The organism is Streptomonospora nanhaiensis, from assembly GCF_026642255.1.
In the GTDB taxonomy this organism is placed as follows: Bacteria; Actinomycetota; Actinomycetes; order Streptosporangiales; family Streptosporangiaceae; genus Nocardiopsis; species Nocardiopsis tropica.
The window spans coordinates 3,202,722-3,221,827 of record NZ_CP113264.1 but is presented as its reverse complement, the minus strand read 5'-3'; the positions used below and the strand labels follow the sequence as shown (position 1 = coordinate 3,221,827).

The 19,106-nt window shown below is 74.7% G+C and carries 16 protein-coding genes; 7 read left to right on the top strand and 9 right to left on the bottom strand.

Going from position 1 to position 19,106, the window contains the following annotated elements:
• Positions 1 to 63: 63 nt before the first annotated feature.
• On the bottom strand, positions 64 to 582 hold the full coding sequence (locus OUQ99_RS13800) for a TetR family transcriptional regulator (protein WP_267949851.1): 519 nt from the start codon (positions 580 to 582) through the stop codon (positions 64 to 66).
• 219 nt (positions 583 to 801) lie between these two features.
• Here OUQ99_RS13800 and OUQ99_RS13795 point away from each other — a divergent pair, with 219 nt between their 5' ends.
• The 3 genes from OUQ99_RS13795 to OUQ99_RS13785 all read left to right on the top strand — a co-directional run bounded on the left by OUQ99_RS13795 (position 802) and on the right by OUQ99_RS13785 (position 5,261).
• Complete coding sequence (locus OUQ99_RS13795) at positions 802 to 2,469, top strand: MDR family MFS transporter (RefSeq protein ID WP_267949850.1); 1,668 nt, start codon at positions 802 to 804, stop codon at positions 2,467 to 2,469.
• 308 nt (positions 2,470 to 2,777) lie between these two features.
• On the top strand, positions 2,778 to 3,482 hold the full coding sequence (locus OUQ99_RS13790; RefSeq protein ID WP_267949849.1) for a hypothetical protein: 705 nt from the start codon (positions 2,778 to 2,780) through the stop codon (positions 3,480 to 3,482).
• A 123-nt stretch (positions 3,483 to 3,605) separates the two neighbouring features.
• A complete protein-coding gene (locus OUQ99_RS13785; RefSeq protein ID WP_267949848.1) occupies positions 3,606 to 5,261 on the top strand; it encodes a protein kinase domain-containing protein in 1,656 nt (551 codons plus the stop codon).
• Positions 5,262 to 5,409: 148 nt separating this feature from the next.
• Here OUQ99_RS13785 and OUQ99_RS13780 read toward each other — a convergent pair whose 3' ends face one another.
• The 5 genes from OUQ99_RS13780 to OUQ99_RS13760 form a co-directional block, all read right to left on the bottom strand.
• Positions 5,410 to 6,807: a condensation domain-containing protein gene (locus OUQ99_RS13780; protein WP_267949847.1), complete on the bottom strand. Its 1,398-nt coding sequence runs from the start codon at positions 6,805 to 6,807 to the stop codon at positions 5,410 to 5,412.
• A 450-nt stretch (positions 6,808 to 7,257) separates the two neighbouring features.
• Positions 7,258 to 8,763 (bottom strand): rhamnulokinase, encoded by a 1,506-nt coding sequence (locus tag OUQ99_RS13775; RefSeq protein ID WP_267949846.1) that lies wholly within the window; start codon positions 8,761 to 8,763, stop codon positions 7,258 to 7,260.
• On the bottom strand, positions 8,760 to 10,859 hold the full coding sequence (locus OUQ99_RS13770; RefSeq protein ID WP_267949845.1) for a bifunctional aldolase/short-chain dehydrogenase: 2,100 nt from the start codon (positions 10,857 to 10,859) through the stop codon (positions 8,760 to 8,762). The genes OUQ99_RS13775 and OUQ99_RS13770 overlap by 4 nt, the downstream gene beginning before the upstream one ends.
• Positions 10,847 to 12,025 carry an L-rhamnose isomerase gene (rhaI, locus tag OUQ99_RS13765; RefSeq protein ID WP_267949844.1) on the bottom strand — a complete coding sequence of 393 codons (1,179 nt, stop codon included), beginning with the start codon at positions 12,023 to 12,025 and terminating at the stop codon, positions 10,847 to 10,849. Before rhaI ends, OUQ99_RS13770 begins: the two co-directional genes overlap by 13 nt.
• A 233-nt stretch (positions 12,026 to 12,258) precedes the next feature.
• On the bottom strand, positions 12,259 to 12,879 hold the full coding sequence (locus OUQ99_RS13760) for a LysE/ArgO family amino acid transporter (RefSeq protein ID WP_267949843.1): 621 nt from the start codon (positions 12,877 to 12,879) through the stop codon (positions 12,259 to 12,261).
• 72 nt (positions 12,880 to 12,951) lie between these two features.
• On the opposite strand from OUQ99_RS13760, the gene OUQ99_RS13755 reads away from it, so the two are divergent.
• Positions 12,952 to 13,863, top strand: a complete 912-nt coding sequence (locus tag OUQ99_RS13755; RefSeq protein WP_267949842.1) for a LysR family transcriptional regulator ArgP — start codon at positions 12,952 to 12,954, stop codon at positions 13,861 to 13,863.
• 100 nt (positions 13,864 to 13,963) lie between these two features.
• On the opposite strand, the gene OUQ99_RS13750 is transcribed toward OUQ99_RS13755, so the two are convergent.
• Both OUQ99_RS13750 and OUQ99_RS13745 read right to left on the bottom strand, forming a co-directional pair.
• On the bottom strand, positions 13,964 to 14,806 hold the full coding sequence (locus OUQ99_RS13750) for an aminoglycoside 3'-phosphotransferase (protein ID WP_267949841.1): 843 nt from the start codon (positions 14,804 to 14,806) through the stop codon (positions 13,964 to 13,966).
• A 148-nt stretch (positions 14,807 to 14,954) separates the two neighbouring features.
• Positions 14,955 to 15,416, bottom strand: a complete 462-nt coding sequence (locus OUQ99_RS13745) for a GNAT family N-acetyltransferase (protein WP_267949840.1) — start codon at positions 15,414 to 15,416, stop codon at positions 14,955 to 14,957.
• Positions 15,417 to 15,791: 375 nt separating this feature from the next.
• Here OUQ99_RS13745 and OUQ99_RS13740 point away from each other — a divergent pair, with 375 nt between their 5' ends.
• Positions 15,792 to 16,097: a hypothetical protein gene (locus OUQ99_RS13740; RefSeq protein ID WP_267949839.1), complete on the top strand. Its 306-nt coding sequence runs from the start codon at positions 15,792 to 15,794 to the stop codon at positions 16,095 to 16,097.
• 32 nt (positions 16,098 to 16,129) lie between these two features.
• On the opposite strand, the gene OUQ99_RS13735 is transcribed toward OUQ99_RS13740, so the two are convergent.
• On the bottom strand, positions 16,130 to 16,948 hold the full coding sequence (locus OUQ99_RS13735) for a siderophore-interacting protein (protein WP_267949838.1): 819 nt from the start codon (positions 16,946 to 16,948) through the stop codon (positions 16,130 to 16,132).
• A 489-nt stretch (positions 16,949 to 17,437) separates the two neighbouring features.
• Between OUQ99_RS13735 and OUQ99_RS13730 the strand changes: the two genes are divergently transcribed.
• Complete coding sequence (locus OUQ99_RS13730; protein WP_267949837.1) at positions 17,438 to 17,788, top strand: DUF3817 domain-containing protein; 351 nt, start codon at positions 17,438 to 17,440, stop codon at positions 17,786 to 17,788.
• 401 nt (positions 17,789 to 18,189) lie between these two features.
• Entirely contained in the window at positions 18,190 to 18,999 is an 810-nt protein-coding gene (locus tag OUQ99_RS13725) for a peptidoglycan recognition protein family protein (protein ID WP_267949836.1), read from the top strand.
• The last annotated feature ends 107 nt before the right edge of the window (positions 19,000 to 19,106 follow it).

Genomic DNA, 19,106 nt, shown 5'->3' with positions numbered 1-19,106 from the left:
GGCCGTGCGCGGGACCGCCGGAGCTCGGCGCGGCCCTCGGGCGGGTTCGCGGCCGCCCCGCCCTCAGCCGCCGAACGGGGCCTCGACCTCGTCCAGGACCTCGTCGACGACCGCCAGCAGGGCGCGCTCCCCCTCTTCGCTCCACGTGACGACCGCCGTGCGCAGCCCGGCGAGGAACACCGCGACGAGCACTCCGTGGCGCACACCCGGGGGCCCCGCCCTCCCGTCGAGGGCGGCCTCCAGGTCCTGGGCGAGCTGCGCCTGGTTGGCGAGCTGCCGGGCCAGGAGCGAGGGGTGGTCGCGGGCCAGGCGGGTGCGCGCGGCCCACTCGCGGTCCATCGGCTTGCCCCAGGACAGGTAGAGGGCGCGCACGGCGGCGCGCAGCGCGGGCCAGGCCGCCTCCTCCCGCGGCCGTTCGCGCAGGTGGCGCACGAAGGCGTCGATGTAGAGCCGCTCCCCGTGCAGCAGCGCCTCCTCCTTGCACGCGAAGTAGTTGGAGAACGTGCGGCGGGAGATGTTGGCGGCCTCGGCGATGGCCTCGACGGTGACCTGGTCGAACCCGCGCTCGACTGTGAGGCGCACTGCAGCGGTGTGTACCGCTCGTCTCGTCTCGGCCTTTTTACGTTCCCGCAGCCCCGGTGTCCTGTCCACGGTGTTATTCTACATGGAGTGCAAAAATGCCCATCATGCAGTTTTGCCCCCTGAGCAGTCTTCGCGGCCCGTCGAGGCCGCCTCCGTTCTCGCAGAGGTCGTTCTTTGAGCACTACGCGTTCCCTTACCGACACCGGGCAACCACCGATCATGCGCTCCCTGAGCGGCCTGCTCATAGTGCTCGGCGTGACGATGCTCAGCGGCACCATCGTGTCCGTGGCCCTCCCGCAGATCGTCGGCTCCCTCAACGGGACCCAGGCGCAGTACACCTGGGTGGTGACCGCCACCCTGCTGGCGTCGACGGCCTCCACGCCCGTCTGGGGCAAGCTCGCCGACCTGTTCGACAAGAAGAAGCTGCTCCAGCTGTCGATCGTCCTGTTCGTCGTGTCGTCGCTGCTGGCCGGGTTCGCGCAGACCACCGGCCAGCTGATCGCGTTCCGCGCCGTGCAGGGCCTCGGCATGGGTGCCTCCCAGGTGCTGGTGCAGGTGATCATCGCCTCGCTGGTCAGCCCGAAGGAGCGCGGTCGCCTCAACGGCTACATCGGCGGCATCATGGCCGTGGCCACCGTCGGCGGACCGCTGATCGGCGGGGCCATCACCGACATCTCCTGGCTCGGATGGCGCTGGTGCTTCTTCATCGGCGTGCCGTTCATGGTCATCGCCTCCCTCGTGCTGGGCCGCACCCTGAAGCTGGCCGACGTCCGCCGCGCCGACGCCAAGGTCGACTACGCCGGAGCCCTGCTGATCGCCTCGGGCGTCAGCACGCTGCTGCTGTGGGTCACCTTCGTCGGCAACGACTTCGCCTGGATCTCCTGGCAGTCCGGCGCCATGGTCGCCGGCAGCGCCGTCCTGCTCGGCCTGGCCGTGTGGGTGGAGTCGCGGGTCTCGCAGCCCGTGATCCCGCTGCACCTGGTGGTGCGCCGGGAGACCGCCATCGCCATCCTGGCCAGCATCGCGGTCGGCATGGCCATGTTCGGCGGCGCCGTCTTCCTGGGTCAGTACTTCCAGCTCGCACGCGGCTACTCGCCCACCGAGGCGGGCCTGCTGACCACCCCGCTCATGCTGGGGGTCCTGGTCTCCTCGACCGTCTCCGGCCGCATGGTGTCCAACTCCGGCCGGGTGAAGCCGTACGTGGTCACCGGCCTGGTCTCCCTGACCCTGGGCTTCCTCCTGCTGTCCACCATCGACGAGACCACCTCGCTGCTCATCGTCTCCGCCGGGATGCTCCTCGTGGGGACCGGCGTGGGCATGTCCATGCAGAACCTGGTCCTCGTGGTGCAGAACTCCGTCCCGCTGAGCGAGCTCGGCGCGGCCAGCGGGGCCATCACCTTCTTCCGCTCCCTGGGCGGCACCATGGGCGTCTCGGTGCTGGGCGCGATCCTGGCCAACCGGGTCGGCACGAACATCTCCGAGGGGCTGGCGGGGGCCGGTGTCGACGCCTCCGCGGCGGCGGGCAGCGGGACGCTGAACCTGGCCGCCATGCCGCCGTTCGTCCGGGAGATCGTGGAGTCGGCGTACGGTTCCTCGACCGGCGACATCTTCCTCGTCGCCACGGGCATCGCCGCGGTGGGCCTCGTGGTGGGCCTCTTCCTGCCCAAGGTGCGCCTCCGCGACACCCTCGACCTGCCCGGCGCCGAGGAGGCCCCGTCGGACGGCGCGGCCGAGGACACGACCGGTGACGGGGAGGCCGAGGCCGGACCGGCCGCGGCGAACGGACGGATCCCGGCCGCCGGGAACGCCCCGGGGACGCGTGTGGTGGCGCGGGGACAGGCCGCCCGGGTCGTCCGAGCCGCGAAGAAGGAGGACGGCACGGGCTGAGCCCGCCCCTGGCGTCCGGCGCGTCCGCGCGCCGCGGGGGCGCCTCCACCGGGAACACCTCCCGGCGGGGGCGCCCCTTCGTCGTGCCGGGCCCGAACACCGCACCGCCCGGGGCTGGGCGGGCTCCGGACCTCCCGCGCACGGGCGGACTGGACGCCGTCCGCGTGTGAGCCCCCGGGCGGGAGGGCCGGTCGGCCGTCGGACGGGAATCCGCGGGCAGCCCGCCGAACGGCCGTTCCCCTGCGGGCCCGTCCGCCCGTGTGGCAGCATGGCGCGCGTCACGTCCGCACCAGCGTCGAAGGGCACCGATGAGCTACGCGGGTCTGGTCCGACCGGTCATCGACCGGGTCCACATGGGCGTGCGCGCCCTCGCACTCCCCCGGCTGCTCCCCCTCTACGACCGGTGGGGGCGGGACCCGGGTTTCGAGACGAGCCTGTACGCCGGGCTGCTGGCCCGTCCGATGGGCGCCGCGGCGTTCGCGGCCGCGTCCGTGTACGCCCGCAAGCCCATCGCCCCGGAGATCGCGGACACGGACGCCGACGGGACCCGCGCGCTCACCCCGCTGGGCCGGGAGGTCGCGCTGGCCGTGCAGGAGGTCGTCGGCGCAGCGGCCGAGGAGCTGTGGTCGGTCGGCGTCCCCCCGAACCGCGTGTCCGTGGAGCGGCTGTGCGAGCTGACCGGGCGCCTGCTGGAGGCCGGGGCGGCCACCGGGGGTCCGGCGTTCGGCGCGATGTCCCCGCCGTACGAGCCCGAGGGGGCGGGCGCCGCACTCGTCCTGACCTCACGCCTCAGCGCGCTGCGCCACCACCGGGGGGACGCGCACCGTGCCGCGTGGGCGGCGGAGGGCCTGTCCGTCGAGGAGGTCCGGGAGTTGACCGGCGGACCCCTGTGGGAGCGGATCGAGGCGGACACGAACCGGCGGGACGAGCCCGTCTACGCCGTCCTCTCCGAGGCCGAGCGCTGGGAGTTCGCCTCGGGGCTGGGCTCGCTGCCCGACGGCCTGCGGGGCTGATCCGCCGGGGCCGCGACGGGTCCGCGCGCGCCCCGGGAGGGAGGAGGGGAGCGGCCGCCCGCGCGGACTGGGATAATCCTTCGCGCCCCCTTCCTGTCCCCACGTCCGGAAAGCCGACGGAAAGTGCAACCACTCCACCCGACCGATCCCCGGCGCGTCGGCCGCTACCGGCTCACGCACCGCCTGGGCGCGGGCGGTATGGGCCGCGTGTACCTCGCCCTCACCCCCGCCAGCAGGCGGATCGTCGTCAAGGTCGTCCTCACCGAGTACGCCGACGAACCGGACTTCCGGGCCCGGTTCGCCCGCGAGGTCGAGGCCGCCCGCCGCGTGGGCGGGTTCCACACCGCTCCGGTGGTGGACGCCGACCCCGAGGCGGAGTCGCCCTGGATCGCGAGCGCGTTCATCCCCGGCCCCTCCCTGGGCCGGGCGGTGCGCGAGCACGGCCCTCTGCCCGAGCAGGCCCTGCGCGCCCTGGCCGCGGGTCTCACCGAGGGTCTGGAGGCCATCCACGCCTGCGGGCTCATCCACCGCGACCTCAAGCCCGACAACATCATCCTCGCCTCCGACGGCCCGCGGATCATCGACTTCGGTATCGCCCGGGCCCCCGACGCCGCGCGGGTGACCATGACCGGCATGCCGGTGGGCACCCCCTCCTACATGTCCCCCGAGCAGACCGAGGGCGCGGTGGTGGGCCCCTCCTCGGACGTGTTCTCCATGGGGACGGTGCTCGCCTACGCCGCCACCGGCACGAACCCGTTCGCCGCGCCGTCGGTGCCCGCCGTCATCCGGCGGCTCATCGGCCCGGCCCCCGAGCCCGAGGGGGTGCCCGGCCCGCTGCGGGACCTGGTCGCCGCCTGCTGGCGGCACGACCCCGCGGCCCGGCCTGCGCCGGTCGAGATCCTCTCGCTGTTCGGGGACGACGACCTCAGCGGGGCGTGGCCTCCGCCGCACCTGGCCGGCCCCGGGCCGGAGGGGTCTTCCCCGGAGGCCGGGGTCCCGGCGCCGGGGACCGCGCCTCCCACCGGCTCCCCCGCACCGCTGCCGCCCCCCGACACCGCCGCCCCCGGCACCCGGTCGGACGCGCTCACCGTGCTGGAGGACAGGGCCCGGGCCTCGGCCCAGGCGGGGGGTCCCGCCTCCGCCCTGAGCGCCTACCGCTCCCTGCTGCTGGAACAGCTGCGCGTCCTGGGGCCGCACCACCACGGCACGCTGTCCACCCGGCGGGAGATCGCGCACTGGACGGGGGCGCGGGGCGACGTGGAGGACGCGCAGCACGCGTACGAGGCGCTGCTGGTGGAGACGGAGCGCGTGCTGGGGCCCGACCACCTCGAGACGCTGCGGACCCGGCGGCACGCCGCCCTCCTGGTCGACCGGGTGCACGGGCACGACCGCGCCCTGCGGGTGGCCGTCCCCCTGCTGCGCGACCATGCCCGCGTGCTGGGCGGGGACCACCCCGAGACGCTGGCCCTGCGGTTCAGGGTCGTCCAGTGGGAGGCCTCCGGCGGGGACCGCGCGGGCGCCCTCGCGGCGTTGCGCTCGCTCCTGGACGACATGCTGCGCGTGCTGGGGCCCGAGCACGCCGAGACCCTGCGGTGCCGCGCCTACGTCGCCCACTGGAGCGGTTGGGCCGGGGATCCGCACGGGGCGGTCGGCCAGCTGCTCACGCTGCTCTCGGACCAGGCCCGTGTGCTCGGTCCCGACCACGAGGACACGGACCGGACGCGGGCGCTCCTGGGTGAGTGGCGGAGCGTGACGGGCTCCCCCGACCGGCGCTTCTGAGGGGTCGGCCCCTCCCGCCCGCGCCGTTCCCTCCCGGCGTGCCGGTGCTCCGGGAGGGGCGGTCGCCCGTCCCTCCCGGGGCACCGCGGCCGACCGCCCCTCCGGCCCCGGGCCGTCCGCGCCCGGACGGGCCGCGCGGGGCCCCGGGTCAGAGGGCGCCGTCGCGCACGGCCGTCTCCAGCGTCCGCTCCAGGGTCCGCAGGTACCCGCCCGTGGTGGTCCGCGCCCGGGGCGTGTCGGGGAAGGCCGTGTTGACGTGCAGGCCCGAGTGGTTGCGGTAGAACCAGAAGAAGATGCCGTCGCTGTGCGACCCCCACACGTGCCCGCACGCCTTGCGCGCGACGTGGCTCGCCCCTCCCGGGGTCCTCCTGAAGTCGAGGTAGGAGAAGAAGTTGACGGGGTAGGGCCAGCTCCTCGGTTCGGCCCCCTGCTCCGTCATCACCTCCACGGCCCGGTCGAAGGGGACGTTGACGTTCCTCAGCATCGCCAGGAGGGCCGCCCGCACCCGGGAGACGACCTCCCCGAAGTCCCCTCCGCCCGCCACGGAGAACTCGACCGGGAGCGTGTTGACGTACCAGCCCATGCTGCGGGCGTGGGCGACGCGGTTGCGGCGGCTGACGGGGAGGAGCCCGCGGTAGATCTCCGGTCCCCCCTCCTTCGCCTGGCTGACCGCCACGGCGGCCAGGATCCCGGCGGTGGGCTCGCTGCCCGCGGCCCGGCAGCGGGCCTCCAGCGCGTCGGCCCCGCGCCCGTCCAGCAGCGTGCGCGCCTCGTTGACGACGGGGTGGAGCACGCCCGGCTCGACCCCCAGGTCGAGCGGGAACCTCGGGAACACGGCGCCGTTGCGCTCCACGAACCCCTTCCAGTGGTCCAGCCGGCTGTCGTCGGGGCCGAGGGCCCGGCCGCGGCGGCGCTCCAGGGCGGCGAATTCGCCGTAGCCGCCGGTCTCGGGCAGGTCGACCGGGCGGCCCGCCGAGAACGCCTCGTAGGCGGTGGCGACGTCGTCCACGACGACGGCCGTGGACACGCCGTCCGACACCAGGTGGTCGCAGGCGAAGTACAGGGTCGTGGCCTCCTCCCCGATCATCGCCCCCATGACGAACCAGGGCCCGCGGAGGGTGTCGGTCCCCTGCAGGAACCGGTGCACGTAGTCCCGGGCCTGGGCGGACGTGGCCACGGGGCCCGCGTCGACGGCGTCGAGCTTGACCTCCTCCGGGTCCAGGACGCTGACGTCCAGGCCCTCGGCCGCCCCCTGGAACACCCAGCGCAGCACCTCGTGGCGGCGTACGAGGTGCAGCAGCGCGGCCTCGAGCGCGGCGCGGTCGAGCCGGCCCCGGATCTCGAACGACCCGCCGAGATAGGACGGGCAGGTGATGCCCTCCTGCTCCATGTGCCGGGCGACGGCGAAGTGCTTGTCCTGGATGTAGGAGGCGCGGCGGCGCGGCCGTCCGGGGCCCGTGGCGCCCCCGTGCGTCGGGAAGGCGATCGTCCATTCCACGGCGTACCCGGGCGCGATCCGCAACTCGTCGATGGGAATCTGGAGCACAACGGCCCTTTCCTGTGGTCGGCTGCCTGGTGGCTGGCGCGCGCTGGGCCACCGGGGCCGACAGGAGGTCGAAGGGCCTTGGGAGCGGGCCGTTTCGCCGGGGCAGGGAGATCCGTCGTGCCGAGGGCAGGGCGGCTCACTCGCACCAGGGACGGGGTTCGGTGCTGAACCGCTCATCCTTGCCCAAGATTATAACCATGAGTTACATCACTATTACACATAGTACTTGACGGATGCGTGCGTACCGGTGTTCACCGTCCGGCGGCAGGGCCTCTCCACCGGAGGGGCCGGACGCGCGCGCCCCGCCCGCGAGGGAGCGGCGGACACGGTGCCGCGCAGGGGGCCGGCCGCGCCGCCCCCGTGTGCGGGCCGCCCCGGGCCCCGTTCGCGAGGGATCGGGACCCGGGGCGGCCGGGTGGAGGGGCGGCGGACGGTTCCGGGCGCGGCGCCCTACCCCCGCAGGAGGCGCTCGGCGGCCTGCCACGGCGCGGCGGGGCCGCTCGGCTCGTAGCGGCGCGTCACGGTGGAGTCCGCGACGATCCGGCGCAGATCCGCCAGGCCGCCGCGGACCTCCCCGACCGCCCGGGCCTGCACGAGCAGGTTGCCGACGGCCGCTCCCTCGGCGGGGCCCGCGACGACCGGCAGGCCGACGGCGTCGGCGGTGAGCCGGCACAGCAGGGCGTTGTTGGCCCCCCCGCCCACGACGTGCACCACGTCCACGCGCCTCCCGCTCAGCTCGGAGGCCTGGCGGACGGCCCGCCGGTAGGCCAGCGCGAGGGAGTCGAGGACGCACCGCGTCGTCGCGGCCTCGTCCGCGGGGGGCTCCTGCCCGGTCTGCGCCGCGAACTCGCGGATGCGCGCCGGCATGTCGCCCGGCGGCAGGAACCGGGGGTCGTCCACGTCCACCACGCAGGACAGCGCGGGCACCGCGGCGGCGCGCTCCAGCAGTGCGGCCAGGTCGACCTCCCCGCCCCACACGCGCAGGCACTCCTGGAGCACCCACAGGCCCATGACGTTGCGCAGGTAGCGGACGGTGCCGTCCACGCCGAGCTCGTTGGTGAAGTTGGCGGCCCGGCTCTCCTCGGTGCGGACGGGCGCGTCCAGCTCCACACCGACCAGCGACCACGTCCCCGAGGAGACGTAGGCGAAGTTCGGCGTGGCCGCCGGCACCGCCACGACCGCGGACGCGGTGTCGTGGGAGCCCACCGCCACCAGGGGCGCCCCGGCCGCCGCGCCCACCGCGTCCCGCCGGAGCAGGGGGCCGACGACGGTGCCCGGCTCGACCAGGCCCGGCAGCAGTCGGCGCGCCGGAACCCCGAAGGGCCCCTCCAGGACGTCCAGGCACGCGTCGGCCCAGGCGCGCGCGTCCACGTCGACCAGGCCCGTGGTGGAGGCGTTGGTCAGCTCCGCCACCCGTTCCCCCGTCAGCCAGAACCCCAGGAGGTCGGGGATGAGCAGCAGGTCGCCGTCCAGGGCGGCGAGCCGGCCGCCCTCGGACGCGGCCGCCAGCTGGAAGACCGTGTTGAACGGCTGGACCTGGAGGCCGTTGACGGCGTACATCTCGGCGGCGGGCAGGTGCTCGAACACCCGCTCCGGGGCGCCCGCCGTCCGCGCGTCGCGGTAGTGCACCGGGTTGCCGAGGAGCGCGGCGTCGCCGTCGAGCAGCCCGTAGTCGACCGCCCAGGAGTCGATGCCCACCGAGGCCAGGCCGCCGTGGGGCTCGGCGGCGCGGCGCAACCCCTCCAGGACGCCGCTGTACAGGGACAGGATGTCCCAGTACAGGGTGTCGCGCCCCCGCGCGGGCACCGGGACGGGCCCGTTGGGGAAGCGGGCGACCTCCTCCGTGTGGAGCCGGCCGCCCTCCAGGCGGCCGGTGATGACCCGGCCGCTGGAGGCGCCGAGGTCGACGGCGGCGTGGACGGCCGGGCCCGTCCCGGGGGTGCGGGCGGCGCTCATCGCAGGAACGCGGCGGCCACGCCGCTGTCGACCGGGATGTGCAGGCCGGTGGTGTGCGAGAGCTCCCCGGCGGTCAGGGCGAACACGGCGTTGGCGACGTGCTCGGGCAGCACCTCGCGGCCCAGGATGGTGCGCTGGGCGTAGAACGCCCCCAGGTCCTTCTCCTCGACCCCGTAGACCTTGGCCCGCTGGGCGCCCCAGCCCCCGGCGAAGATCCCGGAGCCGCGCACGACACCGTCGGGGTTGACCCCGTTGACACGGATGCCCCGGCCGCCGAGTTCGGCGGCGAGCAGCCGCACCTGGTGGGCCTGGTCGGCCTTGGCCGCGGAGTAGGCGACGTTGTTGGGGCCGGCGAACACGGCGTTCTTGGAGGCGATGTAGACGATGTCGCCGCCCATGCCCTGGGCGGTCATCACCCGGGCGGCCTCGCGGGAGACCAGGAACGAGCCCTTGGCCATGACGTCGTGCTGGAGGTCCCAGTCGCGTTCGGTGGTCTCCAGGAGGGGCTTGGAGACGGACAGCCCGGCGTTGTTGACGACCAGGTCGACGCCGCCGAAGGCCAGGGCGGCCTCCTCGAAGGCCCGCGCGACCGCGTCGGCGTCGCTGACGTCGCAGGCCACGCCGACCGCGACGTCGGCCCCGCCGAGTTCGGCGGCGGCCTCCGCGGCCCGGTCGGCGTCGAGGTCGGCGACGACCACGCACGCGCCCTCGGCCGCGAGCCTGGCGGCGACGGCCCCGCCGATGCCGCCGGCCGCGCCGGTGACGAGGGCGACGCGGGAGGCCAGGGGCTTGGGCCGGGGCAGCCGGGCGAGCTTGGCCTCCTCCAGGGCCCAGTACTCGATGCGGAACTTCTCCGACTCCTCGATGGGGCGGTAGGAGGAGACGGACTCGGCGCCGCGCATCACGTTGACGGCGTTGACGTAGAACTCGCCGGCGACGCGCGCGGTCTTGGCGTCCTTGCCGAAGGAGAACATGCCCACGCCGGGGACCAGCACGATCGCGGGGTCGGCGCCGCGCATGGCGGGGCTGTCGGGGCCCGCGTGGCGCTCGTAGTAGGCGCGGTACTCGTCCCGGTAGGCCGCGTGGAGCTCCTTCAGGCGGGCGAAGGCGTCGTCGAGGGGGGCGTCGGCCGGCAGGTCGAGGACCATCGGGCGGACCTTGGTGCGCAGGAAGTGGTCGGGGCAGGAGGTGCCGAGGGCGGCCAGGCGCGGGTGCTCCGCTCCGGCGAGGAAGTCCAGGACCACGTCGGCGTCGGTGAAGCGCCCGACCTGGGGGTGGTCGGTGGAGGCCAGGCCGCGCAGGACGGGGGCCAGGGCGGCGGCCCGCTCGCGGCGCTCGGCGGCGGGCAGCGCGCCGTAGCCGGGCAGGGGCGGCCCGAAGGGACGGGGGCGCCCGCGTTCGGCGAGGAACGCCTCGGCGGTGCGGATGATCTCCAGGGAGTTGGCCTGGCACTGCTCGCTGGTGTCGGCCCAGGAGGTGATGCCGTGGCCGCCCAGGACCGCGCCGATGGCTCCGGGGTTCTCCTCGGCGATCCGGGCGATGTCCAGGCCCAGCTGGAAGCCGGGCCGCCGCCAGGGCACCCAGACGACGCGGTCGCCGAAGCACTCGCGGGTGAGCCGCTCGCCGTCCTCGGCGGTGGCCAGGGCGATGCCGGAGTCGGGGTGCAGGTGGTCGACGTGGGCGGCGCGGACGAGGCCGTGCATGGCGGTGTCGATGGAGGGGGCCGCGCCGCCCCTGCCGAACAGGCAGTGGTCGAAGGCGGCGACCATCTCGTCCTCTCGCTCCTCGCCCGGGTAGACGTCGACGAGGGAGCGCAGGCGGTCCAGGCGCAGGACGGCGAGGCCGTCCTCGGTGAGGGTGCCGAGGTCGCCCCCGGAGCCCTTGACCCACAGGAGTTCGACGGGCCGTCCGGTGACGGGGTCGGTCCGGGTGCCGGCGGCGGAGGTGTTGCCCCCGGCGAAGTTGGTGTTGCGCGGGTCGGCGCCCAGGGCGTTGCTGCGGGCGATGAGCTGGTCGACGACGGAGTCGGGCACGGTGCTGTCTCCCTGAGGGGTGCTGTGGTCGGTGGGTGCGTCCGGCTCGCTCACGCGCCCCACCCGGCCTGGGTCCCGCCCCTGCGCTCGTCGGTGACGCGCTCCATGTAGCCGGAGCGGGCGTGCGCGGCCATGGGGTCGGCGTCGAGCCCCCGGTCCTCGCGCATCTGGGCGAGCATCGGCCGGACGTCGGTGTTGTAGGCGTCCATGAGGGCGGCGTTGGCGGCGAGGACGTCGCCCTCGCGCTGGGCGGCGGCGAGCGCGTCGGCGTCCACGAGCAGGGCCTTGGCGGTGGCCTCCTGCACGTTCATCACCGAGCGGATCTGCCCGGCGATCTTGGGCTCGATGTTGTGGCACTGGTCGAGCATGAACGCGACGCCGGTGTCCTCGGCCGTCCCGCCGCCCCGCACGACCTCGTACATGATGCGGAACAGCTGGAAGGGGTCGGCGGCGCCGACCATGAGGTCGTCGTCGGCGTAGAAGCGCGAGTTGAAGTCGAAGGCGCCGAGCCTGCCGGCCCTGAGCAGGAACGCCACGATGAACTCGATGTTGGTGTGCGCCGCGTGGTGGCCGGTGTCGACGCAGACCACGGCCTTCTCGCCGAGTTCGAGGCAGTGGGCGTAGGCGGTGCCCCAGTCGGGGACGTCGGTGGCGTAGAAGGCGGGCTCGAAGAGCTTGTACTCCAGGAGGAGGCGCTGGTCGTCGCCGATCCGGCCGTAGACCTCCGCCAGCGCCTCGGCGAGGCGGTCCTGGCGCGCGCGCAGGTCGTCCTGTCCGGGGTAGTTGGTGCCGTCGGCGAACCACAGCTTGAGGTCGCGGGAGCCGGTGGCGTCCATGACGTCCACGCACTCCAGCAGGTGGTCGACCGCCTTGCGGCGGACGGCGGGGTCGGGGTTGGTGACGCTGCCGAGCCGGTAGTCGTCGTCCTGGAAGACGTTGGCGTTGACGGTTCCGATGCCCACGCCCAGGTCGCGTGCGTGGGCGGCGAGCGCGGCGTAGTCGTCGACCCGGTCCCAGGGGATGTGGAGGGCGACCGTGGGGGCGGCGCCGGTGAGCCGGTGCACCTGGGCGGCGTCGGCGATCTTCTCCCAGGGGTCGCGCGGGACCCCCGGCTGCGCGAACACCTTGAACCGGGTGCCGGAGTTGCCGAAGGCCCAGGAGGGGAGTTCGATGTGCTGGCGCCGCAGGACGGCCAGGGCGTCGGCGCGGCGGTCGGAGGGTGCTGCCACGGTGGGCTCCGTTCGGGGGACCTGCCGGTCGGACCGGCGTCATTGAATCGTTTCACTCAGGTTTCGCCGAAACTACCTCCAGCTCTTCCCGTGTGTCAATATCCCTCCAACGCAGAGGGCATGACGTGCGTACATGCGGTCTTGAAACGTTTTATGAACGGGGGTGCCGAGACGACGCCTGCGGCCCGGACCCCGTGGTCCGGGCCGCAGGGGCGGTGCGGGCGGGCGGCGGCTCAGGCGCCGAGGGCCATCCGGACGCCGAGGGTCAGCATGAGGGCGGCGATGAGCGCGTCCAGGACCCGCCAGGCCCCGGGCCGCGCGAAGAGGGGGCGCAGCAGCCGTGCGCCGAACCCCAGGGCGAAGAACCACGTGAGGCTTCCCGCGACCGCGCCGGCCGCCCACCACCAGCGGGCGTCGCCGGCCTGCTGGTTGGCGAGCGAGCCGAGGAGGACGACCGTGTCCAGGTACACGTGCGGGTTGAGCCAGGTGAGCACCAGCGCCGTCGCCACGGCGGCCCTGCGGCCGTCCCCGGCCGCGCCGCCGACCACGAGCGCCCCCGGACGCAGGGCGCGGCGCACCGCGATCAGCCCGTAGGCGACGAGGAACCCCGCGCCGAGGAACCGGACGGCGGTGACGAGGCCGGGGGCGGCCCCGAGGACCGCGCCGACGCCGAGGACCCCGGCGGTGATGAGCAGTGCGTCGGACAGGGCGCAGACCAGCACCACGGGGAGGACCGTGCCCGGGCGGCCGTCGATGCCGACGCGCAGGACGTAGGCGTTCTGCGCGCCGATGGCCACGATGAGCGCGAGCCCGGTGCCGAATCCGAGCAGGGCGGGGAGGAGTGTCTCGTTCACCGTCAGAACGCTAGGGCGAGGCGGGCGTGCAGTAAAGCTAAAGTTTCTCAGGACCATGAAGAGAGGCTTAAGATGCCGTTCCAGTTCGACCACCTGCGCACCCTCACGACCCTGGTCGACGAGGGCACCTTCGAGGCGGCCGCGCGGCGGCTGCACGTGACCGCCTCGGCGGTGTCCCAGCGGGTGCGGGCGATGGAGCAGAGCACGGGGAAGGTCCTGGTGCAGCGGACGAACCCGGTGCGGACCACCCCCGCCGGGGACGTGGTCCTGCGCTACGCGCGCCAGGTCCTGCTCCTGGACGCGGACACCGCCGCCGAGCTGCGCCTGGGCGGCGGGGACGGTCCGGGCGGCGGGGCGGAGCCGGTGTCGGTGCCGCTGGCGGTGAACGCCGACAGCCTGTCCACCTGGTTCCTGGACGCGCTGGCGGAGGCGCCCCCGGAACTGGGCACGGTGTTCGAGATCCACCGGGAGGACGAGGAGCACACCACGTCGCTGCTGCGGTCGGGGACGGTGATGGCGGCGGTCACCTCGACCCCGGAGGCGGTCCAGGGGTGCGCGGTGGCGGGACTCGGCGCGATGCGCTACCGGGCGGTGTGCAGCCCGGAGTTCGACGCGCGCCACCTGGGAGGGCGCGCGGACCCGGAACTGCTGCCCCGGGCGCCGGTGGTCAACTTCGACCGCAGGGACGACCTCCAGGACCGGTTCCTGCGGGAGACGACGGGGCGGGAGCCGTCGGGCCCGCGGCACTACATCCCGGCGTCGGAGGACTTCGCCCGGACGGTGCTGCTGGGGTTCGGGTGGGGTGTGGTGCCCGAGCCGCAGTGCGTCGCGGAGATCGGGGCCGGGCGGCTCGTGGAACTGGCCCCGGGGCACCCGGTGGACGTGCGGCTGTACTGGCAGCGGTGGAACCTGAGGTCGCCCGCGCTGGACCGGGTCTCCGAGGTCGTCCGCGCGGGCGCGGCGGCCCGCCTCCACCCCTTCTGACCCGGTCCGCCCGGCCCCCGGGTCGGAGGGGCCGGCCGGGGGCGGTCCGGGCTCCCCCGGCCCCCGGTCGAGGGACGCGGCCGCCCCGGCCGGACGCGGCTCAGCCTCCGGGACCGCGCGCCTCGGGCACGGGCCAGAAGAAGCTCTCCAGGAGGTCGTGCAGCCGGAGCCGCTCGGGGTCGATCCGGTCGCGGCCGTACGCGTCCAGGAACCTCTCGGCCGAGGCGGGGCCGAACTGGGGGTTCATGCGGCTGCGCAGGCTCCGCGCCATGTCCGCGACGTCGGAGTGCGGGTCCGCCGTGCCCGCTCGGCCGACGTCCACGAACCCGGGCCCGCCGGACCCCGCGACGAGCACGTTGGGCAGGCAGAAGTCGCCGTGGGAGACCGCGGGCCCACCGTCGCCGAGGGCCTCGGCCGCGCTCTCCAGCTCCGGCAGCACGGCCGCGGCCGGAGGGCCCTCCCTGCCGGCGATCTCCCACGACCTGTCGACCAGTCCGGACGCGACGCGCTCGCGGACCTCAGGGAGCACCGACGACAGGGACCGGTCGAAGGGGGCGTCGCCCGCGGCCGTCGCGTGGAGCTCCCGGGCGGCGCGGGCGATCCGGTCCACGACGGAGTCCCGTTCCCCCTCGGGCCAGGGGTCGGAGGCCGGACGGCCGGGAAGCGCCCGCGTCGCGAGCCAGGACCCGCCGTCGTCGGCGCCGGCGCCCAGGACCTCGGGGACCGGCACTCCCAGCCGGGCCAGCCACTCCAGGCGTGCGGTCTCCGCCGCGAGGTCGCGGGCGAGGCGGCCCCGTGCGTCGTCGACCAGCTTGACGAACGCGACCGGTCGTCCCCGGGCGTCGATCAGGCGCAGGACCCTCGCACCCGAGAGGCCGAGTCCGACGGTCTCCCGCCGGACGGCGCCCGTTGCGCGTTCGATGGCCCTCACCGCGTCCGTCATGGACCCGATCGTAGATTTCGGGGCGGCCCCGCGCCAACCGCGCCGGCGGCGGGGCACCGGTCCCGGCGGCTCCCGACGCCCCCGGCCCGCGCGAGGCGGTGGCCGGGAGCGGGCACGCGTCCCGGGCGAGGACCGCCACCGGCCCGGGCTACCCGGCGCCGCGGGTCCGCCGGCCCATGGGCGGCCACGTCCCGTCGGGGTCGGGCACGGGCGCGAATCCGGCCTGCTCGAAGAAGGCGACGCGCTCCTCCACGTGCTCGCCCTCCTCGGGTTTCAGGAACACCCAGCGTGTGCCCGACCGTCCCGCCACGGCCACGAACGCGTCCAGCAGCCCCGTGCCGACCCCCCGGCGCCTCCACTCCGCGTCGACCACCAGGGCCAGGACGTACCCGTGGGGCGGTGGCACCGGGGCGCCGGGACCCGTGTAGGCCCCGTCGAGGATCCCCTCGATCCAGCCGACCACGGTGTCCCCGTCGACGGCGACCAGGACCACCATCCCCTCGGGCCACTCGCCGTCGGGGTACCCCTTCACCTCGAAATGCGGGGCCGCGCGCACGATCAGGCGGGCGATCCCCGCGCCGTCTCCGGGCAGGGCACGACGAATCAGCATGACGGCACGGTACCGACCGGCCCGCTCCGGCCACCGGCACCACCCCCGCGGCGGTGCTCCCCGGCGTGTCGCGGGCCCGCCCGCCCGAGCCCCCGCAGGAGGGCGGACGGCCGGTCGAACGTCGGCGGCCCCGGCAGGCCCGAGCCCCCGCGCGGGAGGGACGCCGGCAAGGCGGAGTACATCCACCGCGTGTCCCCGTCCCCCGCGCACGGGAGGGGCGAGTACGGCACACCCCGCCGAAGGGCGCGCGTCCCTCCGAGCCCCCGCGCGCGCCGGGGCGCCCCGGGATTCGGCCCGACCCAAACGCTCCCGACCTGCGGTTTCGCACTCCGGGGAGTACGCGGACCCGGTCTCCCCCCTGCTAGCTTCCCCTGCATGAGAATGCACGAGCGCCCCAGTCCCACCGAGGTCATCTCGGCGTGGATCCCCCACGACGCCCGCTGGCACGAGTCCGCGCGCTCGGCGGCGATCACCGGTGAGGAGGCCCTGCGCCGGTACGTGACCGGCCTGGTGCGCGACCACAGGGACGGCGACGGCGGCCGGGAGCTGGTCGACGACCACGACCTGCACAGCGTCGGGGCGGTCGCCGAGGACCTCGGCGTGGCAGGGCTGGGGGGCGTGGACTGGCGGCGGGTCCGGGAGGCGATGCTCGTCCCGCTGCGGGAGCGCGGGACCGGCTGAGACCCGCCCCGCGCCCGTCCTCCCCGGGCTCCCTACTCGTCGTCGTCCTCCGCGTGGTGGTCGAGGTTGGAGGTGCCCCGGCGCCAGTAGCCGTCGACCTCGCAGGTCGCGTTGCGGACGAACCCGCGCTCCTTGAGCAGGCGGCGGATCGGCTTGAGGGTGTTCGCCTCGCCGGCGGCGTACACGAACCCGTCCCCCTCGGGCAGTTCGAGGGAGCGGAACGCCTCCAGCAGCAGGTCGGTGGTGCCGGGCTCGGCCCCTCCCCGGTGCAGCCAGGTGATCCGGGCCCCGGCGGGGGCCTCGAGCTCCTGCTCCTCACCGGCGTCCGCCACCTCGAAGAACGCGAACACGCGGGCGTCGGCGGGCAGTTCCTCCACGTAGCGGGCGGCGGCCGGCAGCGCCGTCTCGTCCACCAGCAGCACGTGGTGGTCGAACTCCCCGCTGATCCGGGCGGTGCCGCGGGGGCCCAGCACGCCCAGCTTGTCGCCGCGCCGGGCGGCCTGCGCCCAGCGTCCCGCCGGGCCGTGGTCGTGGGCGACGAAGTCGACGGTCAGGCACCGGGCGCCCGTGTCGAGCGCGCGGACGGTGTAGTCGCGGAACACCACGCCGGGGGCGCGGAAGTTCAGGCAGCGGTCGTCCTCCACGACGGGCAGGACGTGCCCGCCCTCCTCGTTGGGGAACCACAGCTTGACGTGGTCGTCGAAGTTGGCGCTCTCCATCCCGGCGAGGTCGGGCCCGCCGAGGTGGACGCGGATCATGCGCGGGGTGACGCGCTCGACGTCGGCCACTTCGAGGACGCGCGGCTTCAGCGGGTACCTCTGGACGCGGCGTTCGTGGGTCGGGGTGCTCACTGCTTCTCCTCGGTGGTGTGGTTCCGCCCTGGGCGGAGACTGCGGCGGGAACGGGCGCGGGCGGCTCGGACGCCCGACCTCGGAACACCGATGAGGGTAGCCTTGCCTAAACCCTGTTCCTCGCCCGGGGGCGGCTCGCGGGGTGCGGCCGACCGCTCCGCGCGGAGTGCGGCCCGGCCCGGAGGGTTCCGGCGGTCCGGGCACGGCGGCGGGGGCTCCGGCCGAGGGCGCGGAGCACCTCCGGGACGGGCGCCCCACACGGAGACGTCACCTCCCCGGAACGCAGCGGGGGCGCGGCGCCCGCCGTCCCCGCGGACGCACACCCGGACACGGCCGGGGCCGCACGCCCCGCGGGGGCGGAGGACCGCCGTGCTCGACCGGCGGACACCCGAAGACGGACATTCCACATCATGTCCTAGCCTGGAGACCCATCCCGGCCCCTAGCGCCGGGATCCGCCGTGTCCAGCGAGAACGAGTCCGAGGAACAACGTGAACATCAGTCCCCGCGTCACAGCGACCGTCTTCCGCGTGGTGGCGGTCTTCGAGGCCTTCACCTGGGCCGGCCTCCTCGTCGGCATGGGGTTCAAGTACCTCGGGAACGGCAGCGAACTGGGCGTGCAGATCTTCGGCCCCCTGCACGGCGGGGCGTTCATGGTCTACGTGGCCGTCGCCCTGGCCGCCGCGCTCCACCTGCGCTGGGGCGTGTGGCCGACGCTGGTGGCCCTGGCCGCGTCCGTTCCTCCCCTGGGCACCCTCCTCGCCGACTGGTGGCTGCACCGCAGCGGGCGCCTGACGGCCGGTGCGAAGGAGCGCGACAGGGCGCCCGAGCCGGTCGCCTGAGACCGCACCGACCCCGCGGGGCCCGGTGGGACCACGGGTCCCACCGGGCCCCGCGCCGTTCCCACGCCTCCCCCGACCTCGGGATCCGCGTTCCCGCCGTGTCGCGCAAAGGCGGGGCGCACACCGGTCACGGTCTTTTCGCCAATGGCTTCGGAAACGACAGGGAAATGTCGGGCGAATGACACCGGGGAAACCTGGAAACGCGTCGGTGACGTCATCGCGCACCCCTCACGAAAGCCTTTCCCCCTACACCCGGTCGGGACCTCTGACTACGGGGGCAGGTGGTTTGCATTCTGACCGGAAGCGGACAGAGAAATCTCCGGGTCACCCTTTGCGCACGGTCCGTGGTCCGTGTTCTTTTATGAACTGGCAAGTAACCACCCCCCACGAAGGGTCCCCCCATGCCACACACCCACCCGTCCGGACCGGATCGGCGCACCATCCTGCGCGGAGCGGCCGCGGCCTCGGGAGTCGCCGTCCTCGGCGGCGCGCTCACCGTGGGCGGCGCCACGAGCGCCTCCGCCCAGGCAGCCCCCTCGTTCCTGTACTGGCGGGGCGCCTGGAACGCCCGGCCGCCGTCGAGCCCGATCCAGGTCCTGGCCAACCGGCCGAGCTACATCGTGGTCCACCACACCGCGACGCCCAACAGCACCAACTACTCGCTCGACCACGCCCTGGCCCTGTCCCGGTCGATCCAGAACTACCACATGGACAGCAACGGCTGGATCGACGCCGGTCAGCAGCTGACCATCAGCCGCGGCGGGCACGTCATGGAGGGCCGCGACCGCACCCCGGAGGCCGTCGGGGCGGGCCACCACGTCGTGGGAACCCACGTCGCCAACAACAACAGCACCTGCATCGGGATCGAGAACGAGGGCACCTACATGACCACGGGGCCCACCCAGGCCCTGACCAACGCCCTCGTCGCCACCCTGTCCTGGCTGTGCGGGGCCTACGGGCTCAACCCCCAGAGCGCGATCCGCGGGCACCGGGACTTCAACGCCACCGCCTGCCCCGGGGACGTGCTGTACGCGATGCTCCCCGACCTGCGCAACGCCACCGCCTCCGTGCTCACGGCCCAGGGCGTGGACCTCCACTCGCTGCGCGAGCCCTCCGGTGAGGGGCCGACCTTCCCGCCCGTGCCGGAGGACGAGCCGCAGCGCGAGTTCTACCACGGCCCCGGCCGGGGACCCGACGACTTCACCCGCTGACCCGGCGCGAGAACGCCTCCCCGTTCGGCGTCGCTCGTGCGCGTCTGCCGGCGGTGCCCGCCGTCCCCCGGCGGGCACCGCCCCTCCCCGGGCCGTCCCCACCCCCG

Excerpts from the sequence above, each read along its gene's own strand:
- OUQ99_RS13790 (WP_267949849.1), top strand. The coding sequence starts at position 2,778 with ATGAGCTACGCGGGTCTGGTCCGACCGGTCATCGACCGGGTCCACATG.
- OUQ99_RS13750 (WP_267949841.1), bottom strand. The coding sequence starts at position 14,806 with ATGACGGACGCGGTGAGGGCCATCGAACGCGCAACGGGCGCCGTCCGG.
- OUQ99_RS13740 (WP_267949839.1), top strand. The coding sequence starts at position 15,792 with ATGAGAATGCACGAGCGCCCCAGTCCCACCGAGGTCATCTCGGCGTGG.
- OUQ99_RS13775 (WP_267949846.1), bottom strand. The coding sequence starts at position 8,763 with ATGAGCGCCGCCCGCACCCCCGGGACGGGCCCGGCCGTCCACGCCGCC.
- OUQ99_RS13745 (WP_267949840.1), bottom strand. The coding sequence starts at position 15,416 with ATGCTGATTCGTCGTGCCCTGCCCGGAGACGGCGCGGGGATCGCCCGC.
- OUQ99_RS13755 (WP_267949842.1), top strand. The coding sequence starts at position 12,952 with ATGCCGTTCCAGTTCGACCACCTGCGCACCCTCACGACCCTGGTCGAC.
- OUQ99_RS13725 (WP_267949836.1), top strand. The coding sequence starts at position 18,190 with ATGCCACACACCCACCCGTCCGGACCGGATCGGCGCACCATCCTGCGC.
- OUQ99_RS13795 (WP_267949850.1), top strand. The coding sequence starts at position 802 with ATGCGCTCCCTGAGCGGCCTGCTCATAGTGCTCGGCGTGACGATGCTC.